The sequence below is a fragment of the Comamonas humi genome (assembly GCF_054782535.1).
Genome location: NZ_BAAGSH010000024.1, coordinates 245,920 through 271,942 on the forward strand (window position 1 = coordinate 245,920; position 26,023 = coordinate 271,942).

General features: G+C 61.4%; 21 protein-coding genes and 4 pseudogenes. 10 read left to right on the top strand and 15 right to left on the bottom strand.

Annotation, left to right across the window (positions count from 1 at the left end; translation table 11 throughout):
* Positions 1-38 precede the first annotated feature (38 nt).
* Positions 39-593 (top strand): DUF3455 domain-containing protein, encoded by a 555-nt coding sequence (locus ACYVKR_RS23875; protein WP_460483474.1) that lies wholly within the window; start codon positions 39-41, stop codon positions 591-593.
* Positions 594-721: 128 nt separating this feature from the next.
* A pseudogene (locus tag ACYVKR_RS23880) lies at positions 722-1,968 on the top strand (IS3 family transposase).
* Between the two features lie 285 nt (positions 1,969-2,253).
* Here ACYVKR_RS23880 and ACYVKR_RS23885 read toward each other — a convergent pair.
* The 3 genes and pseudogenes from ACYVKR_RS23885 to ACYVKR_RS23895 all read right to left on the bottom strand — a co-directional run.
* Positions 2,254-2,457, bottom strand: a pseudogene (locus tag ACYVKR_RS23885) (integrase); the annotation flags it as partial.
* A 199-nt stretch (positions 2,458-2,656) separates the two neighbouring features.
* The gene (locus ACYVKR_RS23890) at positions 2,657-4,009 is read right to left on the bottom strand and encodes a chloride channel protein (RefSeq protein WP_460483475.1); all 1,353 of its coding nucleotides are present in this window, start codon (positions 4,007-4,009) and stop codon (positions 2,657-2,659) included.
* A 701-nt stretch (positions 4,010-4,710) separates the two neighbouring features.
* On the bottom strand, positions 4,711-5,385 hold the full coding sequence (locus tag ACYVKR_RS23895) for a Crp/Fnr family transcriptional regulator (RefSeq protein WP_460483583.1): 675 nt from the start codon (positions 5,383-5,385) through the stop codon (positions 4,711-4,713).
* 341 nt (positions 5,386-5,726) lie between these two features.
* On the opposite strand from ACYVKR_RS23895, the gene ACYVKR_RS23900 reads away from it, so the two are divergent.
* Positions 5,727-6,227: an RAD55 family ATPase gene (locus ACYVKR_RS23900; protein WP_460483476.1), complete on the top strand. Its 501-nt coding sequence runs from the start codon at positions 5,727-5,729 to the stop codon at positions 6,225-6,227.
* 19 nt (positions 6,228-6,246) lie between these two features.
* Here ACYVKR_RS23900 and ACYVKR_RS23905 read toward each other — a convergent pair whose 3' ends face one another.
* The 4 genes from ACYVKR_RS23905 to ACYVKR_RS23920 form a co-directional block, all read right to left on the bottom strand.
* Positions 6,247-6,462 carry a hypothetical protein gene (locus ACYVKR_RS23905; RefSeq protein WP_460483477.1) on the bottom strand — a complete coding sequence of 72 codons (216 nt, stop codon included), beginning with the start codon at positions 6,460-6,462 and terminating at the stop codon, positions 6,247-6,249.
* A gap of 104 nt (positions 6,463-6,566) precedes the next feature.
* A complete protein-coding gene (locus ACYVKR_RS23910) occupies positions 6,567-6,803 on the bottom strand; it encodes a hypothetical protein (RefSeq protein WP_460483478.1) in 237 nt (78 codons plus the stop codon).
* 78 nt (positions 6,804-6,881) lie between these two features.
* Positions 6,882-7,304, bottom strand: coding sequence for a PRC-barrel domain-containing protein (locus tag ACYVKR_RS23915; protein WP_460483479.1), 423 nt, complete (start codon positions 7,302-7,304; stop codon positions 6,882-6,884).
* A 484-nt stretch (positions 7,305-7,788) separates the two neighbouring features.
* Positions 7,789-8,229: a hypothetical protein gene (locus ACYVKR_RS23920; RefSeq protein ID WP_460483480.1), complete on the bottom strand. Its 441-nt coding sequence runs from the start codon at positions 8,227-8,229 to the stop codon at positions 7,789-7,791.
* Positions 8,230-8,567: 338 nt separating this feature from the next.
* Here ACYVKR_RS23920 and ACYVKR_RS23925 point away from each other — a divergent pair, with 338 nt between their 5' ends.
* Positions 8,568-9,008 (top strand): RcnB family protein, encoded by a 441-nt coding sequence (locus ACYVKR_RS23925; protein WP_460483481.1) that lies wholly within the window; start codon positions 8,568-8,570, stop codon positions 9,006-9,008.
* Positions 9,009-9,121: 113 nt separating this feature from the next.
* Positions 9,122-10,456 carry a cation:proton antiporter gene (locus ACYVKR_RS23930; RefSeq protein ID WP_460483482.1) on the top strand — a complete coding sequence of 445 codons (1,335 nt, stop codon included), beginning with the start codon at positions 9,122-9,124 and terminating at the stop codon, positions 10,454-10,456.
* Between the two features lie 3 nt (positions 10,457-10,459).
* Here ACYVKR_RS23930 and ACYVKR_RS23935 read toward each other — a convergent pair whose 3' ends face one another.
* From ACYVKR_RS23935 to ACYVKR_RS23960, 6 genes and pseudogenes are all read right to left on the bottom strand, one after another.
* Positions 10,460-10,618 carry a DUF3309 domain-containing protein gene (locus tag ACYVKR_RS23935; protein ID WP_460483483.1) on the bottom strand — a complete coding sequence of 53 codons (159 nt, stop codon included), beginning with the start codon at positions 10,616-10,618 and terminating at the stop codon, positions 10,460-10,462.
* A 553-nt stretch (positions 10,619-11,171) separates the two neighbouring features.
* A complete protein-coding gene (locus ACYVKR_RS23940) occupies positions 11,172-19,586 on the bottom strand; it encodes a GH36-type glycosyl hydrolase domain-containing protein (RefSeq protein ID WP_460483484.1) in 8,415 nt (2,804 codons plus the stop codon).
* A gap of 20 nt (positions 19,587-19,606) precedes the next feature.
* Entirely contained in the window at positions 19,607-19,849 is a 243-nt protein-coding gene (locus ACYVKR_RS23945; protein WP_460483485.1) for a hypothetical protein, read from the bottom strand.
* A 51-nt stretch (positions 19,850-19,900) separates the two neighbouring features.
* Positions 19,901-20,248, bottom strand: a complete 348-nt coding sequence (locus ACYVKR_RS23950) for a hypothetical protein (protein ID WP_460483486.1) — start codon at positions 20,246-20,248, stop codon at positions 19,901-19,903.
* 129 nt (positions 20,249-20,377) lie between these two features.
* Positions 20,378-20,629, bottom strand: a pseudogene (locus ACYVKR_RS23955) (IS3 family transposase); the annotation flags it as partial.
* A gap of 35 nt (positions 20,630-20,664) precedes the next feature.
* Positions 20,665-21,249: an IS110 family transposase gene (locus ACYVKR_RS23960; protein WP_460483487.1), complete on the bottom strand. Its 585-nt coding sequence runs from the start codon at positions 21,247-21,249 to the stop codon at positions 20,665-20,667.
* A 325-nt stretch (positions 21,250-21,574) separates the two neighbouring features.
* Here ACYVKR_RS23960 and ACYVKR_RS23965 point away from each other — a divergent pair.
* From ACYVKR_RS23965 to ACYVKR_RS23980, 4 genes and pseudogenes are all read left to right on the top strand, one after another.
* Positions 21,575-21,739 (top strand): annotated as a pseudogene (locus tag ACYVKR_RS23965) (MgtC/SapB family protein); the annotation flags it as partial.
* 1,549 nt (positions 21,740-23,288) lie between these two features.
* Entirely contained in the window at positions 23,289-23,948 is a 660-nt protein-coding gene (gene trhA / locus ACYVKR_RS23970) for a PAQR family membrane homeostasis protein (RefSeq protein WP_460483488.1), read from the top strand.
* A 106-nt stretch (positions 23,949-24,054) separates the two neighbouring features.
* Positions 24,055-24,351 (top strand): hypothetical protein, encoded by a 297-nt coding sequence (locus ACYVKR_RS23975; RefSeq protein WP_460483489.1) that lies wholly within the window; start codon positions 24,055-24,057, stop codon positions 24,349-24,351.
* Positions 24,352-24,553: 202 nt separating this feature from the next.
* Positions 24,554-25,015 (top strand): midcut-by-XrtH protein, encoded by a 462-nt coding sequence (locus ACYVKR_RS23980; RefSeq protein ID WP_460483490.1) that lies wholly within the window; start codon positions 24,554-24,556, stop codon positions 25,013-25,015.
* A 1-nt stretch (position 25,016) separates the two neighbouring features.
* Here ACYVKR_RS23980 and ACYVKR_RS23985 read toward each other — a convergent pair whose 3' ends face one another.
* On the bottom strand, positions 25,017-25,184 hold the full coding sequence (locus ACYVKR_RS23985) for a hypothetical protein (protein WP_460483491.1): 168 nt from the start codon (positions 25,182-25,184) through the stop codon (positions 25,017-25,019).
* Here ACYVKR_RS23985 and ACYVKR_RS23990 point away from each other — a divergent pair.
* Positions 25,183-25,485, top strand: coding sequence for a type 2 periplasmic-binding domain-containing protein (locus tag ACYVKR_RS23990; RefSeq protein ID WP_460483492.1), 303 nt, complete (start codon positions 25,183-25,185; stop codon positions 25,483-25,485). The two genes, ACYVKR_RS23985 and ACYVKR_RS23990, sit on opposite strands and share 2 nt — an antisense overlap.
* Here the strand turns inward: ACYVKR_RS23990 and ACYVKR_RS23995 are convergent.
* A complete protein-coding gene (locus ACYVKR_RS23995; RefSeq protein WP_460483493.1) occupies positions 25,476-25,835 on the bottom strand; it encodes a hypothetical protein in 360 nt (119 codons plus the stop codon). The two genes, ACYVKR_RS23990 and ACYVKR_RS23995, sit on opposite strands and share 10 nt — an antisense overlap.
* Positions 25,836-26,023 lie beyond the last annotated feature (188 nt).

Here is a 26,023-nt window from a genome sequence, read left to right on the forward strand (position 1 = left end):
CGGTGTATTTCTTCTCCCATTTGTTCGAGGAAATTCTCATGAAGCATCTACCAACCCTCCCACTGGCCGTCGCTTGCATATCAGCGCTGGGCCTGACCGCCTGCTCATCCATGGCTCCTCATTCCATGTATTCACAAGCCGAACTTCCGGCAGTCGTGCAGGTGCCTGCTGGATACAACGTGGCCCTGGAAACCGTTGGCGTCGGCCAAATCACCTATGAATGCCGGGCCAAGAAAGACATGGCTACCGAGCATGAATGGGCTTTCGTCGGACCCGATGCCAAGTTGCAAACGCGCGGTGGCACCATCATCGGCAAATACTGGGGGCCGCCGGCGACATGGGAGCATAACGATGGCTCCAAGGTTACCGCTACGCAAGTGGCTGTGGCACCTGCTGGTGCGGGCAACATCCCGCTGCAGTTGGTCAAGGCCAACCCTGCCAATGGCATGGGCGCCATGCAAGGCGTGACCTATATCCAGCGCGTGGCAACCAACGGTGGCACGGCTCCCAGCATGGCCTGTGGAGGATCTAATCTGGGTGCCCGGCAAGTCGTGCAGTACCAGGCGGACTATATTTTCTGGAAGGCAATCTGACCGGTGAGGGCGCTATTGGCGTAGTTGGCTGGCGGAGTAGCACACGCCGGTGTGGCTTGTGAGATAGCCCCCTGAATCTCCGGACACGGTCCATCGCTTATCTTCGAGATAGGCATAGGACTGTGCGTATGACTAGGCATACAGAAACGATTGAGGTCATCACCCGAGACCAGCGCAGGCGGCGCTGGTCGGCTGCCGAGAAGGCTGCCTTGGTTCGCAAAACTTATGAGTCAGGCATGAGCGTGTCGCTCGTGGCCCGCCGGGAAGGCGTCTCTGCCAGCCTGCTGTTCACTTGGCGGCGGCTGGAGCGCGAAGGCGCGCTGGTGGCTGTCGGTGCAGGCGAGGCCGTTGTGCCGGCATCGGAGCTGGCAGCCGCCCGTGCCGAGATCGCCAAGCTGCAGCGCGTGTTGGGCAAGAAGACCTTGGAGAACGAGATACTCAAGGAAGCCGTGGAGATCGCTGCAGCAAAAAAATGGATTGCGCGCTCGCCCTTGTTGCCCGGGGACGACCAATGAAGTCGGTCTGTTCGGTGCTGGGCGTGGCGCGCTCGAATCTGCATGTGCGGCATCACCGCCCTGGCCACTGGCAGGACAGCCGCAGAGGCCGCACCCCGGCCCAGGATGAGCTCTTGCTGGCCGACCTGCGGCGCCACATTGCCGAGTTGCCCAGCTATGGCTATCGCCGCGCCGGTGCGCTGCTCAATCGAGAGCGACGTTCACAAGGTCAACAGGCGCTGAACCACAAGCGCATCTACCGGGTCATGGCGCGGCATTGACTGCTGTTGCCCAAGGCGCCCAAGCGACGGCATTCGAGCCGTGTTCACGATGGCCAGGTCAGTGTGCCGATGAGCAACATGCGCTGGTGCTCTGACGGCTTTGAGATCAAGTGCGATTCTGGCGAGACGGTCACAGCCACCTTCGCCAAGGACTGCTGCGACCGGGAGATCCTGGCCTGGCGGGCTTGGGAGGGCAAGGGACTTGCGGGAGAGCCTGTGCGCGACATGCTGGTGGAAGCCGTGGAGCGGCGCTTTGGCACGGTTGAAGCCGTGCCCCTGGAGCGTGAATTGGAGTTCCTCACCGACAACGGCAGCGCCTACATCGCGCACGAGACGCGTGGCATTGCTAGATCACTGGGCCTGAAGCCGATCAACACGCCCGTGTGTAGCCCGCAGAGCAACGGCATGGCCGAGAGCTTCGTGAACACCTTCAAGCGCGACTACATGAGCCGTATGGACCTGCGTGACGCGCCGACGGTGCTGGCGCAATTGCCGGGTGCGTTCGAGCACTTCAACGAGATCCACCCGCATTCGAGTTTGAAGATGATGTCGCCCAGGGAGTTCCGACGACGGCAGAATCACCCCGCCCATCAGGGCTAACTTAGCGACTGGACGGTGTCCGGAACTACGGGGGCAAGATCACTTGATGATTGCGCCAAAGGTGGAAGCAACCCGGACGGAGTGAGTTGACCTGGCTTATCCAGATACTGCTGGTCCAGTGTCCGGAACGTACGCAGCGGACCCTGGTAAGGTAAAGCCGAACGTCGCAGATTAGCGTGCTGCTTTGAATGCGTGCTGATAGGTCGGTCTTGCTCGGGAGGGTAAGTGCGGGCAGTGACCTTGCATCAGCTATTCGAGTCCCGCCTATCCGGTATTAGCGCGGAGGCGGGACTTTCGTGATATGAGGTCACAGCCCCGCAGCTTGCTGTCGATGCCCAGGTTGAAGAGGGCGAGTTCGCGCATCCGCGATTCCATCTGAAGGCGGACGCGCAAAGCCAAGATATCCTTCAGCTTGAAAGGCAGTTTTTGCCCAAGGATCTTGCCCTTGTTCCATGGCTCGCAATGCGAGATGTTGTCTGTGGATTCCATGACGTTCTCCCGTCGAGTTGAGGGATCTACAGAATGCGCTTGCATCTACCAATCACGGCACAGAAGACTTATCTGAACGTCAGAGATAGCCTGGAAGTCGACATTGCGCGATGGCCTCCTTGGCTAAATTCTCGATCATGTTGCAATGATAATTCTGCAGTCTTTGGGGCTGTGCTCCCAAGGTCCATCGCTAATGTCTCTATGTGTTCTTTGGTGGTTGTACTGACTCGGGCAGAGTGGCCGCGATTGAGTTAGCCATATAGTGCGCCAGGGTCTCATACAGCGGCCGCGTCAGCATGCGCGAGATCAGGCTGGCCAGCATGGCGCAAGCCATAAGACTGAGCACCATCGCATGGCCGTCGACCATTTCCATGACGATGATGAATGCCGTCAGGGGAGCCTGGGTGACTGCGGCGAGAAATCCCGCCATGCCCATGGCAATCAGTGCCGGCGCTATGGCATTGCCTCCCGTGAGCGAGGCTACGTTGTGTCCGATCCCTGCACCGATGGACAGCGAGGGTGCGAAGATACCGCCGGGCACGCCGATCCATGCAGACAGCCAGGTCGCGATGAATTTGAGCGTCACATAGAACGAGGGCACATCAGCCTCGCCGACCAGCATGTGCTTGACCGCCTCGGAGCCGGCGCCGAACGTGGCGCCACCGGTCAGCAAGCCGATGGCAGCGATTGCCAGGGCACCGCATGCGGCAAAGCGAATGGGAAAGCGGGTGCGAAAGCGGTTCATGGGCTTGAGCGGAGCGGTGAGCGAGACGGCCATCAGCTTGGCGAACAAGCCTCCCAGCAGGCCGCTGGCCAGAGCCACGCCCAAGCCGGGCAGCAGGGCATTCCAGCCCAGGCTTGGAACCTGAATGCGCCCGAAATAGCTCAGATTCCCGAATGCCGACACGCCCATCAGGCCCGCCAGCACAATGGCAGCAATGATCAGGCCGCTGGCGCGGGACTCCAGCTTGCGCGAAAGCTCCTCGATGGCAAACACCACGCCCGCTAGCGGCGCGTTGAAAGCCGCGGCAATCCCGGCGGCGCCGCCCGCCACCAGCAAGGCGTGGCTGCTGATACCCGATTGCGGGCCCAGCCAGCGTCGGGCGCTGTGCATCACCCCGGCAGCGACCTGCACCGATGGACCCTCCCGGCCGATCGACAGGCCTGCCGCAAAGCCCGCACTGGCCAGCACCATCTTGGAGAAGGACAGCAGCAGCGATACAAGGCGGCCCCGTTGGGCTTCACCAACGGCTGGATCCAGCGTCGCCATCACCTGGGGAATGCCGGAGCCCGCCGCACCGGGAACCCAGCGGCGGGTCAGCCACACTATGGCGGCCGAGAGCGCTGGCATCCACAGCAGCACGGCCCAGCCACCTTGCCAGTGGTAGAGGTGCCGGAACAGTTCGAAGCCCGCGTCAGCCATCAGCGTGAATACCACCACGCAAAGCCCGGCCGCCGCCGCATAGGCCAGCACGATGGTGCGATCCAGCCAGCGCCTCCCGTCCCGCAGTTCCTGGTGCAGGTTATGGAGAAAGTCGGGCTCTTGGTGCATGGTGAAGGGCTCCCGCGAAAGTGGCCTATTGTGTGCTCATCAGGTAATTGAGCCTCGGCGTAGGAGATGTGAGCGTAGCTACTGACAGGCCGCCAAGCCGGCGAATACAGGCGCGGTGATGACAGCGACGTCCCCCCGGGATTGAGTAGCAGGCGAGCTTGGAGTCCAATCCCATGCAACAGGCGCTTCGCTGTGAAGGTAGTGACCACTGAGCTGGACATAGCAGTGAAGAGGACCCTGACAATGGTGAGCTTGCCAGTTAAAAACCTTCGTAAGATAGTCAGTGTCTGGCGGCATGCTGACTAGCCATCTAACTAGGACTGGGCAGGAAAAAACCGCCCTCGGGCGGTTGGTGGCGACTGTCCAGCGCTAACGCTTTTGCTCGATCTCGTTCTGCGCTCTTGCTTGCTCAGTGGGTTCAGGACTTGCAGGCGTTGGCTTGTCTTCACAAGTGATCGGCTCTGGAATGGGTGTGCACACTGATTTCAGCATTTCCCAAAAGTGGAAGCTGGAGTGTCTGAGAGGAAGAATGAACATATAGACCTCCGGTCTATGGTAGCGAATCAGGGTGGATCCGCCTGTACCCACAGTACTCCTTTAAATGACCTTAAACGATGGTGCACAAAGACTTACGCCGCGAGCCCGTGCCGCTCGTTCCTGAGGGCAGGATGGGTGCACCGCTCAATCCACTTCTCTCTGCCTCAGTGGGATCCCGGGACTGGCAGCAGGCGGTCGTACTCTTGCTTGACCACGGCGTAGCACTCGCAGGTGCGCTGCTCCAGCCCGACACGATCGAGCACGGTGATATGGCCACGCCGGTACTGGATCAGGCCTGCCTTTTGCAAATGCCCGGCTGCCTCGGTGACGCCTTCACGGCGAACGCCCAGCATATTGGCGATGAGCTCCTGCGTCATCACCAACTCGTTGCTGTGCAAGCGGTCCAGACTGAGCAGCAGCCAGCGGCACAGTTGCTGATCCAAAGAATGGTGGCGGTTGCACACAGCCGTCTGCGACATCTGCGTCAGCAGGGCCTGGGTGTAGCGCAGCAGCAGATGCATCACGTCACCCGCGCGATTGAACTCCGTCATCATGAGATGGGCCTTCAGCCGCAGCGCTTGGCCGGCGCTTTGCACGACGGCACGGCTCGGCGTGGTCTGGCCGCCCATGAACAACGAAACACCGATCAGGCCCTCATTGCCGACGACTGCGATCTCTGCCGAGCCTCCATCCTCCAGTACATAGAGCAAGGAAACAATGGTGGAGATGGGGAAGTAGACGTGGCTGAGGCGGCCGCCCGATTCGTAGAGCACAGTGCCCAAGGGCATCTCGACGGACTCCAGATCCGGCAACCAATGGGCCAACTCTTGCTCAGGCAAGGCAGCCAACAGCAGATTGCCTCGGGCATGGTAGGCGGTGACCACGGATGCCTTTCTACTGAAGGAAGCGGGAGTCCACCGTACCGGGGAAGGCTCCCCGTGGGGAACTGGATCACTGCAGTATAAGCATGCGGGCGATCAAGGTTTAAACGCATGTGCGCATCCACGGCTGAGCATTGTTTCCTGGTGCTCGTCAAGCCGCGATTCATCGCGCGCGTTGACGGCGATAGTGTTCCCTGGCGCGATATCCATCTGTAGCCGGTGTTCGGCGAACGGAACTGATAGATCACATTCAAGTACTGCGGGTTGATGTGGGCGTGCTCCTGGTAGCAGCGCACTTGGTGGACGAGCTCGCGATGCAATTGATACTCAAGGCCAGTCGTGTCGTCATCGATTCGTTGTCGGGCTTCGAATTGGCCTTGGCGCCGACCTTCAAGCAGAATTTCCGCGAGTCGCTGTCACGCTTGGTCTCGGCCCTGGCCAGCACTGGTGCCACGATACTGATGACTTCGGAGTTGGAGGACCGCTATGGGGATCTGCGCTTCTCGCCCTATGGCTCGGCTTTTCTGACCGACGCCATCATCGTGCAGCGCTATATCGAGGTTGACAGCCGCTTGCAACGCGTCATGGCCGTGGTCAAGCTGCGAGACAGTGCGCATTCCAACGAGTTGCGGCAGTTCCATATCGACGATAAGGGGCTGCAGATCGGCATCGCCTGCAAGGCATGGAAGGCCTGCTGCGAGGTCAGCCGACCCGGCGTAGCGCGCTGCGCGCTGACATGGACGAGTCGTAGCACTGGTCGGCGATTAGCGGATGACGGGCCGGCTGTAGACCTGTTATGACGCTTTGATGGCTCAACATTCACTTGCCGACTTCGTGCCCAATGACGCCACCGACCGCTGCACCACCGATAGCCCCGGCAGCACTGCCTCCCGTCAGGATGGAGCCACCAATGGCACCGGCTCCGGCCCCGATGGCCGTGTTTTTATCGCGCTGAGTCATTCCGCTGCATCCGGCCATGACCATGAGCATGGCAACAACGACGGCGCCAGATGCAAATTTGTGCTGTGTTTTCATGGGATTGCCTCTTTAAAAATTAGATGACCGAAGAGAGGCCGGGCATGCGTACATGCTTACGGCTTGTCCAAAGGTGGCTGCAATGGCTTCATGCAGGCAAGAGCTCAGGGCTTATCGTGGAGGAGCCGGCTGAATAGTGCCACCAGCCCCACGAGTACCGCCCCCGCCCCAACGGCCACCAGCATGGATTTGAGAGGATCTTGCTGGATATAGGTGGTGGTGGCATCTTGCATATCCTGCGATTTGCTGCGCAACTGGCTGGCTCCTTCGCACACGGCATCCATTCCCCGATGAGCCAGCGTGGAGGCTTCATCGGCCAGGGTTTTGACAGAGTCATTCATGATGGGCTTCCTATGCCAGTGGGCATTGCTGTTGGGGGTGGAGCCGTTGCGGACAGCTTGTAGCTGCGATGAGCTTGGTCACAGCCCAGTGGAATGGGGGGTGATTCCGTAGTAGTCATGGATGGTCTTGATCCAGTCCTTGTCAGCCATGTCGGGCCAATCGCTTTTGTTGAATCCTGGCGCGTTCTTCAACTGGTCCTTTTCCACGTCAAGAACGAAACGCTTGTATACGGTATCCAGCTTCAGGGCACTCCAAGGCACCGCGAACAGCTTTTCGCCCAGACCGAGAAATCCGCCATAGGACAGGACTGCGTATGCAACCCTGCCATCAGCCATGTTCAGCATGATTTCTTTGATGTCACCCAGGCTTTCACCCCTGCGGTTGTAGACATCGTTGCCATTGAGCGTATTGGCGCCCATCAGGCCAGGTCCTGGCCCGGTCTCGTCGTCGATGGCATCACCCTTGTACATACCGTAGGTATCCTGTTCTTGGTAGTTCATCTTGTATTCCTTGAAAGACTCAGCGTTTGAAGGTGATTGAAGCGGCGCGCTGAACGCTGGTGCCCAACCTTGGAACTCGTGTGTGATGCCCGACTGGGCCAGCGGGTTAGCACCTCTGGGAGGGAGGTCCTTCCGGCGTGCGGCGGTGTTGACAAGTAATGCTTGCACAGGAAAAGCCCATGACCCACTATCCACGAGCTCGCCGTATTTGTCGGTGCTTTGCCGCACACAAGGCAATGCCAGGCAAGGCGTCCGTCCATGGCAGCGCGACATGCATTGGCACAAGGAGTGGGGGTACTGGGGCGCGTGGCTGTTGATTTGGACAACTCGTTGGACAGGAGAGCCAGAGTTAAATCACGGTTCTTGGTGAGCCAGGTTGCTTTCGAAGCCCTTGGCTGGTAGCTGAGCGCGGAATGCAGATGCCTAGCGTTGTAGAAGCCATCCGTCCACCTCAGCCAGGACTCACACATCCCTGAATATCTTGCTATCGGGCCAAATCATAGACAGCATCGTGCTTGTCGATTGCAGCGCCGCTACGCGCATCATCCGAGTTCTCGCGCGCTTGCGCGTCAGCCCTCCTGGCGGCCCTCTTGGCAGCGGCCAGGGCATCCATGTGCGCGGTCTTGGCTTGCTGGCGACACAGGTATTTGGCGTTGCCGGCCTGCTCATCGCATTTCTCCTGGGCATCGGCCTTGGCGATGCTTAGGTCATAGGCATACTTGTCGGACGGGTGGTGGTTCATTTCCGACGCGGCCCTGGCTACCTGTTCCTGTTCTATATCGTTGGCTGATGCGCTGGCCTGCAAGAAGCCAAAGGCCGCGAGGCACAGCATGACGTATGTGGCGATGGGGTTCAGTGAGGATCTGTGCATGGCGATTCCTTGGATCTTGGAAATGGTTTCCGACCAGCAGACTGCACGGTCCATTTCACTTGAGCTTCATGTCATTGACCACCGGCTTCACGCCCTGAACATCGCGTGCCAGGACAGTTGGGAGAAGCGGCGCTGTTGCGTGGAAATCGGGCACGGTCTGTATCAGCACAACTGGAGCATGGCGCCAGTGCGACCGGATGTCAGTGCGCTGGAACACCCAGCGATGCAGCGCAGGTGCCGGGGTATCGAGAGACCGAAAACTGAAGCTGGCGCAACCCCGCTTTGGCAGTAGGCACCACCTCTCGGCCTCCGTGCGATGCTGCACAGACTTTCATCTGGGCACCGTGTAGCTTCAGCCTTGGGAACGTTTCCCATGGCAGCTGGAGCGGAGCATGAAGAGCCAAATCCTCAACATCACCATCATCGCGTTGTCCCTTGGCTTGAACAGCATGGCGCCGGCTCAGAGCCAACCGGAGCGCGGTGCCGAGCGACGCGGTCAACACTCGTCTGAGTGGGGCGGTCGAGGCCATCGGGCTGACCGTGGCCACCGAGAAGAGCGGCATGACGCCACGCGCAACAGGCAGCGCGACCAACAGTACCGCAGCGATTACTACCACCACGCCGACCAGGGATCGATCGGAAATAGCCGGAGATGGCATCGCGGCGAACGCCTGCCTATGCAGTACCGAAGCTATCAGTACGTGGTGGAAGATTGGCGTGGCCATCACCTCTATGCACCGCCGCGTGGCCAGTACTGGGTGCAAAGCGGTAGCGACTACCTGCTCGTGGTCATCGCCACTGGCGTGATTGCCGGCATTCTGTTGAGCAACTGAGATTCTCGCCATGCACCGATGATGGACTTTGAGGCCCGTGGAGTCGGTGCTGGTATCGGCGTCGGAGATGGCGCCTTGCACGGGCTTGCCATCAGCCATGACGACCGGAAGCCATGCGGGCGGAACTCTCGTCCTTATCCTATCGTCAACAAGACACCGTAGGTGATATGTCGTTTTCCGAATGGTCTCTTTTCATAGGCCTACTCCTCATCGCGATGGTGCTCTCGAGCACTTGGCTTGGGCGGCTGCCGTTGAGCAATGCCATGGTCTATCTGGCGCTGGGCTGGTTGCTAGGACCTGCCGCATTGGGTGTGTTGAGGCCGGATCCATTCTTGTATGCCCCCTTGCTGGAACGCTTCTCGGAGATCGCGGTGCTCATATCGCTATTTTCCGTGGGGATGCAACTGGGGGTGCCAGTGCGAGATTCCCGGTGGTGGCTGCCGCTGCGCCTTGCCATCTTCTCGATGGTCGCCATGGTGGCGATGGTCGCTGTCGTTGGTGTCTGGGTCCTGGGCATGTCGCTGGGCGCTGCGGTGCTTCTGGGGGCCATCCTGGCGCCCACGGATCCGGTGCTGGCCTCAGGCGTCCAGTCGCAGCCCGGGGAGAGCCCGGATCGATTGGGGTTCAGCCTGGCTGGCGAAGGGGGACTCAATGATGGAACCTCCTATCCCATGGTGATGCTGGGGCTCGGGCTGCTGGGCCTGCATCCCCTGGGCGAAAGCATGTTGCATTGGTGGGCCATGGAGTTCCTGTGGTCGATGGTTGCGGGCCTGGTGATCGGCGCGACGCTGGGAGCGGGCACGGGCAGGTTCGTCGTCTATCTGCGCAGCCGGCATAGGGAGGCCGCGGGCCTGAACGAGTTTCTGGGCATCGGACTCATCGGGGCGGCTTATGGTGCTGCGCAGTTGTGCCTGGCTTCGGGGTTTCTGGCCGTATTCGCCGCAGGCCTTGCATTGCAGCGCGTGCGGGAGCTCCCCGCAGCCGCAATGGCTGAAAAAATGCCTGTGCCCCCGAAAGCCCGAACTGCCGACGCAATGCACCATGCGACCGATATGCAAGACTCCGTCCACGGATTCAACGAGCAACTGGAGCGGCTGGCGGAATTGGCGGTAGTGCTCATGGTGGGGGCCATGCTGGCCTACGCCAGGCCGGTGCCGCATATCTGGTGGTTCATCCCCCTGGTGCTGCTGGTCCTCAGGCCGCTGTCCGCGCTGCCCGCCGTAGGGGGCAGGCTGGTGCATTGGCGGCTGCGCGCCATGATCGGGTGGTTTGGCATCCGCGGTATCGGCTCGATCTTCTACATGTTGCTGGCATTGAGGCACGGCATTGAGCCCGCAACTGCGGCAACTGTGGTGAGCCTGACGTTATGGACCGTGGCGGCCTCGATCATCATGCATGGCATCACGATACTGCCATTGATGAAGCACTATATGAGGCCCCACGCATGAAGCTCAGAGGCGTTCGGTCAGGAGCAGGATGAGCCACACCGCCACGGCCAAGCCGATCAGGCCGCTCGGGAAGTGGCCCCAGCTTCGGCTGTGCGGCCAAGCGGGGAGCGCGCCAATCAATACCAGGATCAGGACGACCAGCAAAATGGTACTCAGACTCATGACACGCTCCTTGCGGTAAGTTGCTTCGTTCGCTGGCTGCTCTCGCCTTCCATGAGATGCCGTGCGGCAGATCGATGCCGCGGTTGATCACGTTGTGGAACGAATGTTCATGGATAGCGAGCCCGTGAAGCCCGCTTCAGGGTCAAGGTTTCCCGATGGAGTTTTGCCGGAGGCGGGGTGGCCGCATCGGCGCGATTCTGTCGCGGGAGAGAGGTCGGCGCTTGCTGGTCCGGGGCCGGTGCGCCCTCGGCGGTGAAGTCTCTTTTTTGTTCCGCGAGCGCTTGGGGGTCGGGTTCGTTGCGAGGGGGGATCATGGTAGCTTTCTCCTTGGCCAATGGCTGAGCAGGTGCTTGCAGCGTAGGCCCGCGCCTGCCGGGTGTCCGTGCGATTGCAAACATTGCAAGGGCGTTTTCCTGATAACTCCGCGCGCAGGAATATCAAAAAATATAGCTTCTGGCGCTTGTCATACTTAAGTTTTCAATTAAAAAGTATCTGAAAGTGTTTGTGGAAAATCGCAAGCAGCTCTGTTTTTTGATTGAACGTGCCGATGGAATTACTGCCTGCCCTGCGTGCTGCCCGGCGCAAGAGGAATGACAAAACAGCTGTGCGCCGGCAGGTTTTTCCAGCGCAGGGGCTCTGCCACGTGCAGCACCTGTGGATCTGCGGCCGCCTCTTTTTCCAGCGTCGCCGCTGGGCTGCCCCGCACCAGGATGAAGCGCATGGAGCGGCCGTCGCGTGCCAGCGTCAATTCGGCTTCGGGCCAATGGCTGGGCAGGCAGGGCGTGAAGAACAGTTCCTCGGCCTGCAGATGCAGCCCCAGGATGGATTCGACCGCCGCGCGGTGCATCCAGCCCGCCGAGCCGGTGTACCAACTCCAGCCGCCGCGCCCCACATAAGGCGGCTGGCTGTAGACGTCTCCCGCCATCACATAGGGCTCGATGGCGTAGTGCTTGCCCCACTCGGGATGGCTGGCCCGATGGGCCGGACTCAGGTAGGTGAAGTAGCGGTAGGGCGTGTCGGTGGCCGGGGGCTCGCCGGTTGGGGGCGCCGGCTCGCGCACCGCCAGGGCCGCCGCGGCCATCAGGGCCCACACGCCGGCATGCGTGTACTGTCCGCCGTTTTCGCGCACGCCAGGCGGGTAGGCCTCGATGTAGCCGGCGTTGGGCATGGCATGCACCAAGGGCGGGGCCAGCAACTGGATCAGTCCCGCGTCTGGCTGCACCAGTTGCGCTTCGACCGCATCCATGGCGATGTCCTGGCGTGGCGACCACTTTGGCGTGGAAAGCACGGACCAGGCCTGCGCGATCAAGTCGATGCGCGCCTCGGACTGGCTAACCGAGCCCAGCGGGCTGCCGTCGTCGAAAAAGGCGCGCATGAACCATTGCCCATCCCATCCGGGGCCTTGCAGCGCCTGGTGCCAGCCTTGCAAGGCAGCCTCCCACTGCGCGGCGCGGGCGGTGTCGCCGAAACTGCGCGCCAGCGGTATCCAGTCGGTGGCGATGGCGCACAGGAACCAGGCCAGCCATACCGACTCGCCCCGGCCCGCATGGCCCACCCGGTTCATGCCGTCGTTCCAGTCGCCCGTGCCCATCAGCGGCAAGCCGTGCGCCCCCACGGCCAGGCTCCGGTCCATGGTGCGCGCGGCATGCTCGTACAGCGATGCCGAGATCTCGCTGACCTGGGGTGTTTGATAGGCATCTTCCTCGCCGTCTGGGATGGGGGGCGCGTCAAGGAACGGCACGTTCTCATGCAGCAGTGCGGTGTCGCCCGTGGCCCGGAGGTAGTGCGCGCAGGCGAAGGGCAGCCACAGCAGATCGTCGGAGAAGCGCGTTCGCACGCCCGCGCCGCCCGGCGCATGCCACCAGTGCTGTACGTCGCCCGCCTGGAATTGGCGCGAGGCGCACAGCAGGATCTGTGCGCGCAGCAGGTGCGGATCCGCCCAGGCGAATGCCATGGCGTCCTGCAACTGGTCGCGGTATCCGGTCGCGCCGCTGACTTGGTAAAAGCCCGCCTTGGCCCACAGCCGCGAGGACTGGGCCTGGTACAGCAGCCAGCGGTTCACCATCGCGTCGAACAGCGGATCGGGCGTGCGCACCTGGGCAGCCGACAGCAGTGCGTTCCAGTGCTGGCGGATCGCCTGCTCGCGCTCGAAGGAGGGGAGGAGGGAGGCTTGTGCCAGCAACTCCCGCGCCGCCTGGGGGCTGGCCGCATAGCCGACCAGATAGACCTGCTCCATGGAGGCTCCAGGGCGCAGCGTGGCAAGGCGCGACAGCGCCGCGCAGGGATCCAGCCCGTATCCGCTGCGCTGTCCCAGCGAGGCCGGAAGCTGCAACTGTCCCCGGGTGTCGAAGAAGGCACTGCGGTCGCATGTCCAGTCCAGGCCTTCCTGGCTTCTGGCGCCTGCGGGGCTGCTGCCTTCGCAGAAGAATGCGGTTCCACCGCCAAAGCCGGCTCCGGCCTCCGTCTGTGTGCAAAGCAATCCCCTTAGCCCCCGGGCTGGCGGAGGGGCAAAACAAGGCTCCGTTTCCGTCGTCGCGCGATCCGCACGCCTTTCTCCCATCATCCATTCGACCATGCCGACGATGCGCAGGTGGGCCTTGCCTGCGCCCTGGTTGGTGACCCTGATGCGCACCTGCTTCACCGCGGTCGCGATGTCGACGCACCAGCGTACCGAAACATCCAGGTCGCCACGCCGGTGGCAGATGTCGGTAAAGCCCTGGCCGTGCACGATGCGGTAGGTGGCGTCGGCCTCGCCCCAGGCGGAGGGGGCGACGCTCCAGACGTCCAGCGTGCGCCGGTCCTGGAGCAGGAACCATTCGGCGGGGGTGTCGGCCACGGGGTCGTTGGACCACGCCGTGAGCTGGTTCAACCGGCTGTTGATGGCCCAGGTATTGCCGCCTCCGCTCTCGGTGACCTGGGCGCCAAAGGTGGGGTTGGACAGGATGTTGACCCAGGGCCGGGCAGGGCGCAGACCGGCGCCCGCGTCGAAGAGGAAGTCGCCCGTGCCGGCGGTAAAGGTCCCTGTGGGCACTGTGGTTGCGGCGCCCCGGCTGCGTTGAACGCCGACTTTTTGCGCTGGCTCCTCCATCCGCAGGGGCCTCGACTGGGCCGCATAGTGCCCGCTCCATGCGCTGATCTGATGCGATAGGGGGCGGCCATCGGCTTGCAGCCGCACACGCGCCAGGCGCTGCAAGGTGGCCACTTGCTCGCTGGTGATGTCCTCTGGCCGCAAGACATGCAGGCCTGTCGCCGCTGATCCTGAACGCGCATTGCGATCTGTTTCGTGCTGGTCGCACAGCAGTTTCAGTTCCTGCTGCACGGGCATATGGTAGGAGTGGGCCTCACTGTTGAGCACAACAAGGTCGCATACGACGCCGCCGCGCGACCACGCGCACAGGGTCTGCACCAGCATGCGCAGCATGCCCGCGCCCTGCGGCGCACCCGCATTCACCAGGATCAACGGCCGGTCGCCGGAAATGCCCAGCGGCCACAGCACACGCCGGTCGCTGGCCGAGGCCACGGTGTGCTGCGTTTGCGCCCTGGGCAGGGTCAGGACCAGGGCAGTGGTCAGCAGTTGCAGGGTGGGCAGGTCGTCTGCCTGCGGCTTGTGCGGCGCTGCCTGCCCCTGTGTCAGGGTGGCGGACATCACCGAGGCGCGCTCCACATAGCTGGGCTGGCGGTACTTGTCCACGACCGCAATGAGCTTGGCTTCGGAGTCGCACGCGGCCGTTGCGAATGTCACACTCACTTGCTCCCCCGGCGCTATCTGCATCCGTACACCCAGAACCGAGACAGGATCCAGATAGGTCACCAGTTCTTCCGCTAGCCCGGGCACAGGCTTCATATGGGCCAGCGGCTGGCTCGCCGCGTGGTTGCGGCCCTGCCACTGGGCACGGTCGGTCTGGTAGTGAAGGCCTAGGATCTCTCCGCTCGCGTGGGCCACGAAATGCGCGGCCCGCAAATTGCTTTCGCCTGGCAGGCGGGGTACTCTTTCGAAGTGCAGGGCCTGCTGGGCGGGCAGCCACTGCGCCTTCACGAACATGTTGGCAAAGGCGGGGTGGGCCTCGTCCGCCGCCGCACTGGCCAGGGTTACTTCGAAGGCCGATATCAGATCCAGCTCGATGGTTTGGCTGCCCAGGTTGTTCAGCACCACCTTGCGGAACTCGATATCGTCTTCGGGGCTGACCCAGACAGTCGTGCGCACGCGCAATTCGAGCCAGCGAGCTTCGAAGCACACGCGGTCCTGTTGAAAGGTACTGTGGTAGAGGGCGTCGGGGTCGGGCGCCGGATTGCGCGTCACGGAGACGGGCGCGGTATGGTGCCCGAGACGCAGGTACACGAAGCTGCCATAGGCGTCGCGCAGCACATCGTCGCGCCAGCGTGTGATATCAGCAAGACCCCAGCGGCTCCAGCCCGCTCCGTTGGAGCGCAAGGTGACACTGTAGCGCCCGTTGGACAGCAGATGAGTGGGCTCCAGTGCCTGCGCTCCCGGGATCACGGTGCGGATGCAATGCTCTGAGTGTTTATGCAGGGCTTGCAGCGGCAAGCCCAAAGACGGCGGGGTGTGCAGCCTGGAGAGCTCGCGCGGCGCACGTTCTTGCAACAGCGATGAGACCGCCTCGATGCGAGGGTGGCCCATCATCCAGCGTTGCGCGGCCCCTTGGCGCAGTACGTTGGCCAGGGCCACGATGGTCATGCCTTGGTGGTGTGCCATGTAAGTGCTGACCAGTGCGAATCTTTCACCCTGGGCCTGCCGCCCCGGAGTGAAATCCAGTGCCTCGAAAAAACCATAGCGACCGCGTGTCGACAGGGCCTCCAGGGCGCGGAAATTCTGGCATGCAGCATGTGCGGCCATCTGGCATGCCAAGGCTGTGGCATAGGGGGCGATCACCTTTTCGGTCGCTGGCGTGCGCCGCAGCGCAAGGCGCGGAATGCCTTGCGGTGCGTATTGGTACGCCAGCGTCTGATCCCTTCCGGCATAGGCACTTTCCGAGATGCCCCAGGGAATGCCTTGGCCATGCACGAAGGCCATCTGTTCTCGCAGCGCCGAGCGATTGGCTTCGTCCAGGGCACTCCCGTGGGGCTCGGCAATGACCAGCGTGGGCATGAGATATTCGAACATGGAGCCCGACCAGGACTGCAGCACGGCGTTGCGGCCCTGAGCGAAAAAGGGCCGTCCCAGCGCCTTCCAGTGCAGCACGGGCACATCGCCCTTGGTGATGGCAAGCAGGCTGGTGGTGCGCGCTTCCGACGCCAGCAGGTCGTAGAACGAGGCGTCGAGCAGTTGCTCTTCCACCCGGTAACCGATATGCAGCAGATGGCGCTTGGCGTGGAACAGAAAGCGGAAATCCGCATCCAGGGCCAATTGCTCCAGCCTGTGGGCAAGATCCAGCAACTGCTGGGTGACGCGTGGGCCTTCCCCGGCGGCGTTGGCCGCGACATCCAGCGCCGCCGATTGCATCGTGGCAAGCTGGTCGGCCCGGATCCATTGCGACGCGTCGCAAGAATGCGCCTCGAGCCGTCGCTGCGATGCGCGCAGGGCTGCCTGCGCCGCATGCGGCTCCAACGGGTCGCGTGAGAGCTCGACGCAGGCCTGCGACACCGCGAGCAGATGGGCGGCCAGATTTCCGCTGTCCACGGTGGAGACATACAGGGGATGCAACGGCTGCAGGCTCTCGGTGTCGTACCAGTTCAGGAAATGGCCTTTGTGGCGCTCCAGGCCTTGCAGCGTGGCCAACGTGGCCTCCAGGCGGGCCAGCAGATCCTTGGTTCCGATCCAGCCGAACTGCCGTGCGCAGGCGGCGCTGAGCAGGTAGAGCCCGATGTTGGTGGGCGATGTGCGATGGGCGATGGTTTCGAATGGCGCGGTCTGCAGGTTGTCGGGAGGCAGGTGGTGGTCGTCCTTGCCCACGCAGCGTTCGAACATACGCCATGTATCGCGCGCAATGCCCTCCAGCAGCTCGCGATCGCCCGGGGCCAGCGGACGATCGGCATATCTCCATGGCTCGTTGAAGAGCCACACCAGCACGGGTGTGCAGGCCCAGACCGCGAGCGCGGTCAGGGTCAGTGGTGCCATCGGCGCCTGCAATAACCACAGCCCTGCCAGCAACGCCAGTGCGGTCAATGAGGTGGTTCGGTGCCGTGCCAGTGCCGAGAGCAGGCCCGCCTTGATGGATGCATGCGTGGATTCGGCGGTAGTCCACTCCAGCAGATGCTGTTGGCTCCACAGCATGCGGTAGGCTGTGCGGGCGATGGCATCGGCATGTAGCAGGGCTTGCGAAAGCAGTTGCGCCAGGTGCCACGCACCGCCCAGGGACGCTCGCAGCAAATCCTGGGCGCCGGCGATGGCAAAGCGCGCTCCAGCCACATGGGCGCGACGTGGCAGCAAGCTGGCGAGGCTGCCGACCGCAGGCCCGGTGGCATAGGCCATCGCAGCCAGTGCCAGCGCCATCGGCAGTGCCAGGCCATACCCGGCCATGGCGGCGACGATCAAAACCAGTGATGCGGGCGCCACGAAGGTACGCCGCAGGTTGTCGAGCAGCTTCCAGCGGTTGATGGGAGTCAGTCCCCAGCGTTCGTGCTGCCAGAGCATCGGCAGCAACTGCCAGTCCCCACGGCTCCAGCGGTGCTGGCGGGCCGCGGCGGTGTCGCTGTGCGGGGCGGCTGCTTCGACCAAGGTCAGGTCGGACACGACCGCACAGCGCACCATGGCGCCCTCCAGCAGGTCATGGCTGAGCACGCGATCATGAGGCAGCCTTTGGCCCAGAACCGCGTGCATGGCTGGTACGTTGAGCAGCCCCTTGCCGATGAAGCTGCCTTCGCCAAAGAAGTCCTGGTACACATCCGATGTCGCGGCACTATAGGGGTCGATGCCCTGCTGCCCCGCGAACAGCCACTGCCATAGCGATTGAGCGTCGGCCTGGGGCAGGGACGATACCACGCGAGGTTGCAAGATGCCGTAACCTTGCATCACCGCGCGGCCCGTGCTGTCCAACCGAGGCTGGTTGTCTGGATGCTCCGCAACCCCTACCAGGGCGCGCAGTTGGCCGGGCGGTAGCTCGGTGTCGCTGTCGAGCGTGAGGATGTAGCGCGTTCCGGGTGCCATATGCGAGAGCTCGGCCATGTCTAGGAACGGGCCAGGTATGCCAGTCGCCAAGGTGTAAATCAGTTGTTCGAGTTTGCCGCGCTTGCGTTCCCATCCGATCCATTGGCGCTGGGTGGCGCTGTAACTGCGTGCACGGTGCAGCAGCAGGAAACGGGGTGGCGCGCCATGTGCAGAGGGATGCTGCGCATTCAGCGCTTTCAGCAGCCCTTGCGCATGCGCCAGCAAGCGGGAGTCTGCTGGCATGCCCTGGGCATCTGCATCACTCCAATCGCTGAGCAGTGCAAACTGGGTGCACTCCTCCGGATTGGCCAGGTAATGCAGGTGAAGGCGATGCACCAGTTGCTCCACTGTGACGCGCTGGTTCAGCAGCGCCGGAATAACGACCATCGTTTGTGCCAATGGCGGAATGCCTTCGGCGAATAGAAATCTGGGAAGATGCGCCGGTGTGACGGACTCACAGATCAGACGATTGACCAGGGCAATCACCGCCTCGGAGGCCGGGAGCAACATCAGCAGCCCCAGCAGCCCCAGCAGGCCGAGGCTTGCATAGTCAGATCGCTCCATCGGCGTACTGATCGACAGGTGGAGCAGCCATGCCACGAGCGCCAGCGTGCCGGCCAGTATGGCTCCCATGTAGATGGGGAGGCGGGGGATGGATGGGACATGCCATAGATCCCTGATGCGCCGCCGCGCGCCCAGAGTTCGCTCCAGTTGTTCGCGCCCCCCGCCATGGAGCCAGTATCCGGCCTGCGTGCCGGTGCCCCGTGCGCTGGACATGCATCGGATCAGCGTCTGTGCCACGGAGGATTCGCTCTGTCCGCTGCAGCGAGCAGCCAAGCGCTCGATCCCATGTAGCGTGGTATTGCGGCTGGCATCGTCTTCAGCGGCAAACACCGGGGATGCCTGCATTGCGTGCATGGACCGGCTGGTCTGCGCCACGATGCTGGGCCAGTCGCTGGCGCCGATGAGCCGCAGAGATGCCACGGCATTGGCCACGCTTAGGTGATCCGCGGCCTGGTCGGCATGCTGCTGTATCTGCAGGGAGGCCAGATCGGGGATGGCTTCCTGAAGCCACCGCTCCATTGTGGGGTTCAAGGTCCCGCCCAAGACGCCCCGGTGTCCCGTCAGGATCTGTGCCAGGTGGGCCAGAAATATCCGCTCCACGCCGCGCAAGTCCATCAGGTGCTGCATTTCCTGAACTTCTTCCAGCGTCAATTGCTCGATGCGGTGGGCACACAGAACCGCCAGCTCCCGCGCAGCCCCCTGGCTGGCGATCCGATCGGCAAGGCGCCTCAGGTTCTCCACCAACACCACCCGCAGCGTCGTGGGGAGTGCCCAGAGCTCGCCTTGGCGGAGTTCACTCCCGTTCTGGTAGGCGTTGAGAAAGGAGGTCAGCAGGTCTTCGTCGAATGCGCTATCGACATGCGCCACGAAAGACCATGTCAGATGGTAAATACGAGGAAGTCTGACCCAGGGTGCTCCTTGCAGGGTGGGAAGGGCGCGGTAATAGCGCGTGGGCAAGCCTTCAGTGATCTCCCTCAACTGATCCTCGATCAGAGGAAGGTTGTCTAGCAGCCATTCGGTCCCAGGTCCGGCCTCATGTCCATCCTGGGTGAGATCGGAGATATAGCGCAATGATGTGCGCAGTGACCGGAGGTTGTTTTGCAGGCGTGGGTAAAACGTGGCTTGCCCAAAGCGGGCTCTGCCAATACGGTGCGAGCGGCTCAGGCTGAGTCCGTACTGTTCGAAGCCAGCGCAGCCAAAGAGCTCCGCTCGGAAGGGGCCGAGTATGGGACCGTCCCTTACGTGCAGTACCTGGTCAACCTGTGGTGGCACCCAGGCCCATTGGCGCCGCAGTTCCATTCGTTTTCCGCGACCTGGTGCTACAGCACCAGCCATACGGTGCCGGCTATCAATGTAGTCAGCAGCGTTCCTGTGAGAGCACGCTCCGCCAGCATGTGGTGAAGTCTGGATATTCCGGCCCGCGTCACCTGAAGCGGTCCCTGCAGCGTGCAGCAGGGGGCCAGGTGTTTGCCGAGCATCAAAGGCTCAATGCGGGAGGTTCTGTCCGGATAGCCGAGTGACGAAGTGTCCCAGTTGGGTACGAGAGAAGAAAAACTGGACATGGGTAGCTCCTTGCACAACTCTGGAATCTGCAGATCCGTGGGGGAGCAAACTCATGCTCCCTTCTTGTCTTTATGAGGCGGGGCGTTCGCATCCGTTTCATGCCAGGCCGCCTTGAAGTTCTTGAGGGCGCTGCGCGTGTCCAGGCTGCTTTCTTCTATTTCAGATACAGCGCTTTGGAGAATGTCCTCGTCCACCTCGGCATTCTGTGGAGGTGAATTCAGGCTTTCGCCGTGCCTACGGTAAACATACCGCCACCAAATATTGGATAAGGTTGCGGTTTGCGAGAGCACAGCGGCGGACACGATCAGCGCAATTCCCAGACCGATACTGTCCAAGAAGTAGAGAACCGCACCGATGGCCGCCAAGGTAAGGGCAACGAGGATGGTGACGATGTTCATACGGGACTCCAGGGGCGGCGACGCTCCTCTTTCTGTCCACATTGAAGCCCAACCTTCCAAGTGGGTCTGTACGCTGGCGTACGCCAAGGTGATGTGGACTGCCCTAAGTTAGGTAGACAAATCCCAGCCTCACGCCCGGGCGTCCTCAAATGCCTCGGGGCTGACTCCGCCCAGATGACTGTGTAGAACACCTCGATGTAGTCGAATACCTCGGCCCGGGCCATGTCCCGGGTCTTGTAGATACGTTTGCGGATGCGCTCTTTCTTCAGACTGCTGAAGAACGATTCCATGACGGCATTGTCCCCTGCGACTCTTGCTCGGTAGCAGCCCATGTATTTTGCAGAATCTCTTGAAGTCATCGCTGCCGTATTGGGCGGATTCAACCGGTCGTCGCAACACCTTCAATCATGGAGGTGTTATGGGAAGACATACAGGGCAGATGCAGAAGTCAACGGGGCGCGCAGCCATGCGCTCATCGCCTTGCACTGCGCGCGCAAAAAGTCGATGCAAGCGTCGATGGAAGACAACGCGCAATCAGACGACCCCCGCACTGCGGCTTGTTCGCGCCGAAGATCGGCTTCAAGGCAATCGAGTCGCATCAGCATCGCGCTGAATTCTTGCAACTGAGGCATCGTGAAGCGCCACTGCCTGGGCTGAGCAAGTCGGGCGTACTGCGCCAATAGCAATGCATCCATGAGATCGGTCTTGCTGAGCATTCCCAGTCCCCTGGCCAGCGCACGAACTTGCGCCGGGTATACAACCGAGACGACCAGGCCGGCGCAGTGAAGTCGCGTCGCTGCCAACTCGTGATATGCCGCAGTCGCTTCCAAGACGAAGTGGAGCGGCTGCTCAACGGCAACTGTGCGTGCCCAATCGATGAGCTCGATGACGCCTTGGACGTCGTTTGTGAAGGTGCGTGCACGTTTGACGTGCTGACCTTGCGCGTCGACCACTGCGCAGTCCAGTTTGTCGCAAGATACGTCAATTCCAAAATGAAGCATGTCGGCTCTCCATGAGTTGTAGCGCGCCATGCCCTTCAGGCCGATCTACCTTGTCAATGCAGGCTCATCGCACTCGGCGAGGCCTTTGCTACCGTCCGATCTCTGTTTGGCGCGAAGGTGAGGCGGGGCGCTACATCTACATCCCAGGCTCGAGGCCTCACGTAATGTCCGTGCTGTCCCCGACTCGAGCGGCGAAAGCTATTCGCCACACTATCAAGATATAAAGTGATGTCAGTGACCCATGCTTTGTCTGGAACGTCCACGTTAAACTGCCGCTGCAGATGGTTGGGCACGATGATGGAGGGGCATCCTGCAATCTTGTGTGGGTCTCACTACGGCTGCGGGAATATGGATGACGGCCGCCCTGGGTGTCGCATGCGGGCTGGGGCATGCGGCTATTGCAATATTGGGCACTTTGCTTGCCTTGGCCATCCTGGCATTGCTGCCGCATGCTGCGCCCGCAAGCATTCACGATTCAGACGGCAAGTAGCGCGTCAGATATTTCCACAATGGACCACGGATGTACTAGGCGGGCAATCAGTCATTGCTTCGTTCAGCGCCACCAGCAGGCGGGATGTTGCCTGCGAAGTTCGCAGCGCGGCATCGGCAGTCAACTGGCGGCACCATCCCAGAGCCGATTCAAACCTAGGAATAATCTCCTGTGGCCAGCGGATTGCCTCTGCCTAGTGCGGGGTTCTAGGGGATCGTCCAAGGAGAGACCAGGCTTGTCTACCTGCCGAGGATCAGTCCAGAGGTGTTTCATTGGGAACTCCTTCTGTTCATGGCGCCATAGGGCTACAGTCTGACCACCCAGCAACCCCACAAAACGCCTAGCGACCAGAAACCCAGAGAGAGGCAGCAAGACCAGTCCAGTCCTCAACAGCCCGGGCAGAAAGACCACGATCACCAGCAGAAGAAGTAAGGGTGAATCGACCTTCCCTGGCTAAGGGGGACATATCACACCTCGAAAGAGCGTTGCAGTTCGGGCATTACGAAACGTGCTGTGAATTCTCACGAAACGTGAAACACCGAGCAATCAAGCGGGCACTGTGGGAAATGTTTTCCTGGCAGCCTCCCGGATGCGCTCCGGGAAAAGAAAAGGCCCACGAACTTGGCGGGCCTTAGGGGGCAGGAGTGATGGCGGTTTAAGGCATATCGTGCTGTCCGTCTACCCGCTGTTTTTGACGTTGCTCTTCTGGCGCAAACGAAGGTCTTTGATCGAAATTCAAAGGGCTGGGTGGGAACTCGGAGACTGGCTGCAGAAAGATCGACCACATGTCGCGCCAGAATTCGGCGTTTCGTTGATACATCAGAAGCGAGAACATATAGACCTCCGGACTATGGTGGGGGCTCAGAATGGATGTGTTCGGAACCCACGGTACTCCTTTTAAATAACGATACCCACACACGAAGTGTTAGCAAAAGCTGCAGAACCTTCAAGCCACAACTCTGCGCACAAAGCGCCGGTTTGCCCGCAAGACGTTCCGGGTGCGTGTGTTGACCTCTCCCTGGTGTTTTAGTGCCCTGAAATCTAAGCGCGTCGGCATGCTCCAACTTCGCACTGGCTGCTGTGTGCTCGATTTATTTATATTGGGTCCTGTCAGTGCACTCTCCCTTGCTTCGTGGTGCCTGGCATCTCACGATGAGCGGTTTTCCCTCGTTTGTGAGAAGCGATTCGGTGAGCACGACGATGTGCGCTCATCCATCGAGTCTGCAACTTCTGCTGCGCCCCTGTGGGGCTGGGCCTTCCTCTTGCCTTGAGGTCAGTTCAGCAGGCGGATTTCCACACAAATCTGACCCACCGGGGATGCGGACATCAACAGATAGTGCGACTGTGTATTGCCGGGGTTGGGCGGCAACTGGCACATCAGCCAGTGGCGCGGCAGAAAAATCTACATTACGTGTGCTGGCGCACAGTCGGCTGCGCGCATCCGGCATAGTCTTGCGCGTCTGAGCGTCTGTGTTCTTCAGCCAAGTTTTTGCAGGTGTCATGCCAAGGCACAGTGCGCTGTACCGTTCAAGCACTGAAAGGAGCTTGCATGCACCTGTTGTTTGCAGATCTCAAGCGCGAGCAATCGCGGTCAGAAGAAATTGCAAATAGCGTTAGTCACGGGATAGGGCTGGTCGCAGCACTTGCGGGAGCCCCTGTCCTTATCAGGCGCGCCGCGCAGGAGGGGGATGATGGATTCGCTGTGAGTGCAGGCATCTTCTCCGCGACGATGGTGCTGCTTTACTTGGCCTCCATGTTCTACCATGCCTTGCCAATGGGCAAGGCAAAGGGTGTTTTGCGAGCCGTTGAACATTCCGCGATTTTCCTCCTGATCGCAGGTACCTATACACCATTCACCCTCGGGGTGCTTCGAGGGCCGTGGGGTTGGACGATTTTCGGAGTTGTTTGGGGGCTCGCTATAGCGGGGGTGGTGCTCAAGACAGTAGAAGTGAGACCTCATCCCGTATTTTCCACCAGTCTGTGCTTATTCATGGGGTGGATTATCGTGGTCGCGATCGATCCATTGTTTTCCAGAATGCCCAGAGAGGGCATTTTTTGGTTATTTTCAGGGGGGCTGTCATACAGCGCTGGGGTAGTCTTTTACGTGACCGATGCGCACTTGCGATATGGCCATCTGATCTGGCATTTGCTTGTGATGGCTGGCACCACATGTCACTATTGCGCAGTGCTCTGGTACGCCGCCTCATGACCCCGTTGGAATAGATCTGGAATGGGCCTACACAGATAGGCATGTACCGTAGATTGTGAGGCTATGGCCGAGGCGCCACCTTGCCAGATCAACTCAGGAGCGATCCGTGAACCATATTGAAACCATAGATGCCATCATCGAGTTGGCTAAGACGGGGCAGCAGATCGATCCCTATGAGGCCCTGAACACCGTTGCGAGGCTCGTCAATGACCTGGAGCCGGGAGAGAGGAACTACGATGCCAGGGTTGCCGGGCTGATGCAGGTTGGTGCAACGCTGTGGACCTGCGCTGTGAAAGTAGAGGCTGCTGAAAGGGACGTGGTAGTGAAGAAGGCCGTGGACGCGGTGGGTAGGGCGGTCCAACACCGCAATAGGGAAATCAGTGTCTGGCATCCTGCTAACTAGCCATGTTGCGTGGGCCGGACCACAAAAAACTGCCCGAAGGCGTTTGGGGTGGGTGAGGCTTCCATGTGCTGGGCGCAGCTTTGCTGGTGTAGTCGTGCTGAAGATGCATCGACACGGCTCACCTGGACTTCTTTGAGTCAATGTCCGGAGTTGGCCGGAGCGGGCTTTCAGCAGGCAAAGCCGAACGTCTCAGATCAGCCTAATGCTGCCTTCAAGCGCCAAATTCTGCTTTGCAGCAATCGCTGCCCGCGACGATCGCACCCTGAATTCATTAGTTCGACCGTATTTTGGCCACCCAGGCGAGAGCACGTCAGTCCCACTGCCAGTTTGCAGTCAGTTTCGGGCACCGGGGGGCAGCCCGCAATTCACATGCACCCATGCACGAGATGCACGATTTGCTGGACATCCGTCATCTACGCGGTATGAGCCCTTGAATGCAGCGGTCACCACCGCCGTACCGGCTTTGTCCAAGTGGGGTGTAGCGGCGCTGGCCTTGCTGCTTGCCATGGCGGTCTACGGTGTGTTGCGAATCCCGCTTGGCGGCAAGCCATTGGCATCGCTGGTACTGGCCGGGGCTTTGGGCTGGGGGGTGGTTGCAGGAGTCCCTGCACTCCGTTCCGCAATGGCCGCCGTGGCACTGCCGGTGGCTCTGACCTACTTCTGAGTTAGCGCGGTGGAGAAAAACGCCGCGAGAACTCTAGCGACTGTACTGCCACCGCAGGGTTGCGCGTGTGCTGCACCTGGGCGCCGCGCCCCTGGTTGGCGGCGGGGTCGCGGTAGCTCTTGTCTTCGGTTCTGTCCCAGCCGTGCGTGGCGTCGGGGTACATCGTCATGCGCCTGTCGCACAGCGGTATCTACCATTGGGTGCTGGAGAAGGGCGGCCAGAAGCTGCAGATGGACCTGCCCGTGCGCCAAGCTCTCAACGAACTGGCCGCCATCAAGCAGGCGGTGCTGGTCGGATTGGGCATCGACTTCATCTCCGAATGGTTTATCAAGGATGAGTTGAAGTCCGGAGCACTTGCGCGGGTGCTGGTGCCGTGGTGCCCGTCGTTTGGCGGGCTGAGGCTCTACTATTCAGGCCATCGCTTCGTGCCTGCGCGGCTGCGGGCGCTGATCGGGCTGGTTCACGAATAGGGCCTGGCTGGAGCGTCATCGCGGGGAAACTCCCGGTGAGTCGCCAGGGCGGGGGCGGGCATGGCTGCATCGCGAAGGGCGCATGGCTTCAATGCGCGAGCAGCGCGCGCGAACTGGCCCGGGCGCCGGATGCCGTCCTTGATGCGATCGCTCCATGCGGAGCCCGCGCTCAAGCGCCGGCTGGCGGAGAACACGTGGCCTGGCGCAAAGCAAATGCCGTGCTCCAGGGCCACATTGAACAGGGCGCGCGAATCGAAGCGCCTCGGCAGTTCGAGCCAGAGGATGAAGCCGCCCGGCGGCAGACTGACCCTGGTGTCTGCCGGAAAGCTCGCCTTGATCATGCGCGTCATGTGTGCCAGATTTTCTGCCAGGATGCGGCGCAGGTGGTTCCGTAGACCACCGCGCGCATGGCACAGTACGGGTTCTCCAGCGCAGAGATCGATGGCGCGCGCGTGTCGTGAATAGCGGTATGGCCAACGCGCAGGTGGCGGAACGGGTTGGCGTCCACTTAGAATGATTTTTCACTCACGACTTGGGA